Origin of the sequence: Aetokthonos hydrillicola CCALA 1050, assembly GCF_017591665.1 — a bacterium.
GTDB classification, from domain to species: domain Bacteria; phylum Cyanobacteriota; class Cyanobacteriia; order Cyanobacteriales; family Nostocaceae; genus Aetokthonos; species Aetokthonos hydrillicola.
Genome location: NZ_JAAKGC010000281.1, coordinates 1 through 2,517, shown reverse-complemented (window position 1 = coordinate 2,517; position 2,517 = coordinate 1). Strand labels below are relative to the sequence as shown.

General features: G+C 36.4%; 3 protein-coding genes. All 3 read left to right on the top strand.

Translation table 11 applies throughout. From position 1 onward, the window contains the following. A partial coding sequence (locus G4P69_RS36945; RefSeq protein WP_208354805.1) for a CHAT domain-containing protein occupies positions 1-1,006 on the top strand: 1,006 nt, incomplete at its 5' end. A gap of 27 nt (positions 1,007-1,033) precedes the next feature. Next, a complete protein-coding gene (locus G4P69_RS36940; protein ID WP_208345686.1) occupies positions 1,034-1,357 on the top strand; it encodes a hypothetical protein in 324 nt (107 codons plus the stop codon). After that, on the top strand, positions 1,354-2,517 hold a 1,164-nt coding region (locus tag G4P69_RS36935; RefSeq protein WP_208354803.1), incomplete at its 3' end, for a hypothetical protein. The genes G4P69_RS36940 and G4P69_RS36935, both read left to right, overlap by 4 nt.

Genomic DNA, 2,517 nt, shown 5'->3' with positions numbered 1-2,517 from the left:
AGATGAAATCCTCTCCCTTATCCCAACTGAGTGTAAAAAGCTCATTCTCATTCCTCATCGTTACCTGCATTTGTTACCGCTTCATGCTTTAGTGCTATCTACTGGAGAAGATTTAATTGAGAAATTCCCTAAAGGTGTTAGTTATGCACCTAGTTGTGAACTGTTGCGTTTTGCATTCCAGCGATTATCCCAAAACCATCAAGTTTCAGCAACACCAGTACCGAAACAGGATTTAACCCACCTGTTCGCCATTCAAAACCCGACAGACAATTTAGATTTCACTGATATTGAAGTTGAGACAATAGCTGCTGCATTTCAACCACACCATATTTTGAAAAAAGACGAAGCTACTCTATCAGCTATAAAGCAACAACCGTCAGCCGATCATCTTTGTAATGCTAAGTGGCTACATTTTTCTGGTCACGCTTACTTTAATTATACATCTCCCTTAAAATCTGCTTTACAATTAGCAGATTCTCTGGTTTCTCCGGTTCCTGCTGATGCAGAACTATCTGGCTTCCTACAGTTATCCGACAACGAGGCGCTTGATTTACAAAAATGTCTCACCCTAGAAGAGATCTTTCAACTAAGTTTACCTGAATGTCGTCTAGTTATGCTTTCTGCTTGCGAAACAGGCTTGATTGACTTTTATAACAAAAGCGATGAATATATTGGTTTAGCTAGTGGGTTTATTCGTGCTGGTGCGGTGAGTGTTGTTAGTACTTTATGGGCTGTTGATGACTTTTCTACGGCTTTGTTGATTATTAAGTTTTATGAAAATCTTGAAACTTTAACAAGTGATGTGGTGATTTCTCTCAATCAAGCACAGTTATGGTTTCGCCAAGTTACCCAAAGTGATTTAGTTAAATGGATTGATGATCAAGAGCGAATGGATGTACAACATAAGCAATCAATTAGGGATGTACTAACAAAAAATTACAAGCCAGAACAGAAACCATTCCAAAATTCTTGGGCTTGGGCTGGGTTTTGTGCGGTTGGTGCATAATTATCACAAGAGGAGGAAATTTATATTATGGATGCTGATAAACTGATTCAAGCTTTTATCCAAGTTGTACAAAACCAAGATTATGTGTTTTCCCCGGAAGCAATTGACGATATACCATCACTGCAAAAAACACTGGCTGAATTAAAAACCGTGTCAACAGAGTCACTTGCAGAAGTCCTTCGCCTCTGGTACATTAACCATGAATCTGTAAGAGATGCAGTCTTGATTGAAGAACGAGAAATTTCTAAAGTCAAAAAAGCTAATCCCTCGTCTCAAGAAAATACTCAAGAAAATCGCCTTCCTGTTCTACAAGAGGAACTACGAAAACTGCAAGATAAAAAGCAAAAATGAAAATTTATGCTCCGAATATCCATCTGTTTGCTTTCCAGCTTAACAAAATCGTCAATTCCGATTCTGGACAAACAAAGAATACTGAACTCTGGCAAAAAGCTGATGAAGTTGTTCGCAATACGCTACAACAGGATTTGCACCTCAGCCAGCATCTAGATCTTAAAAAAGAACCAGAAAATAGGCGCGTTGAATTACTGAAAGATTCAGAAGTTAAAAATGATGATTATTCTGTGTCTTTTCAGGGTAAAGTTTCTTTAGATCATACTCAACAGGTAGTCATTAAAGGCTTTGCTTATCCGTTGCGTATTTACGACAGCTACGGATTATGGCTAAATTTGCGTCGTCCAGAGAAGGAAGATGATGATATAACACCTACAGAAGATGTAGACGTTTCTCTGTTGAGTAAGCTGAATTTCAATAATTGTTTAACGTTAAATCACGACGATCTGTTTTTAGGACAAACTCTATTAATCACTGCTTGGCTAACAGGTGCTAAATACAAAAACAGTACAAATCAAGTCGCTGAAGAATGTTTAAAAGCGCTTTTCCGTGATCCTTCCCAACGTCCACCTTTTAATCGCCAAGAAGAGTTATTTGGTAGTCCGATCTTTGAATATGGCTTGTTTAGTCAATCAAGCAAATATCAACATGTCCTGATTTGGCTATTTACTGATGAACGGGCTGATGCTAAGTTTAATGAATGTTATCAAGATTTAGTAGATTTATTTTTCTTTCGAGCTAAAGTTGTCAAAGCTTTTGAAAATAGTAGAATACTTTATCATGAACTTGAGTCAGTTTATAAGGAAGTAGAACAAGTTGTTGATAGGTTACCAAAAAACAGTGATGCTAAAGATTTAAAAACTGAAGATTTAAAAAAATTCAAGAAAGAGTTAAAAGCTCTACCAAAATTATCATTAAAATATACTCGGTTGCTTCACCTTATTGAAGAATATCAAAACACAATTATAATAAATTCTGATAATTATTCTAGTAGAGTGCGTAGAATAAGTTATATCACAGGAGAAGATTTAAGGTTTTTAAAACCCTTGTCGGAAGAAAACAGCGTATTTTTCCAAAAACAAATTACATCAGATTTGGGTTATTTCAAGCATGGTTTGGCTTTGTTAGAGCAAGTTATAACCGTGATTCGTGGTTTGGTG

What these genes read in the sequence shown, in the direction of transcription:
- G4P69_RS36940 (WP_208345686.1), top strand. Translation starts at nt 1,034, where the DNA reads ATGGATGCTGATAAACTGATTCAAGCTTTTATCCAAGTTGTACAAAAC.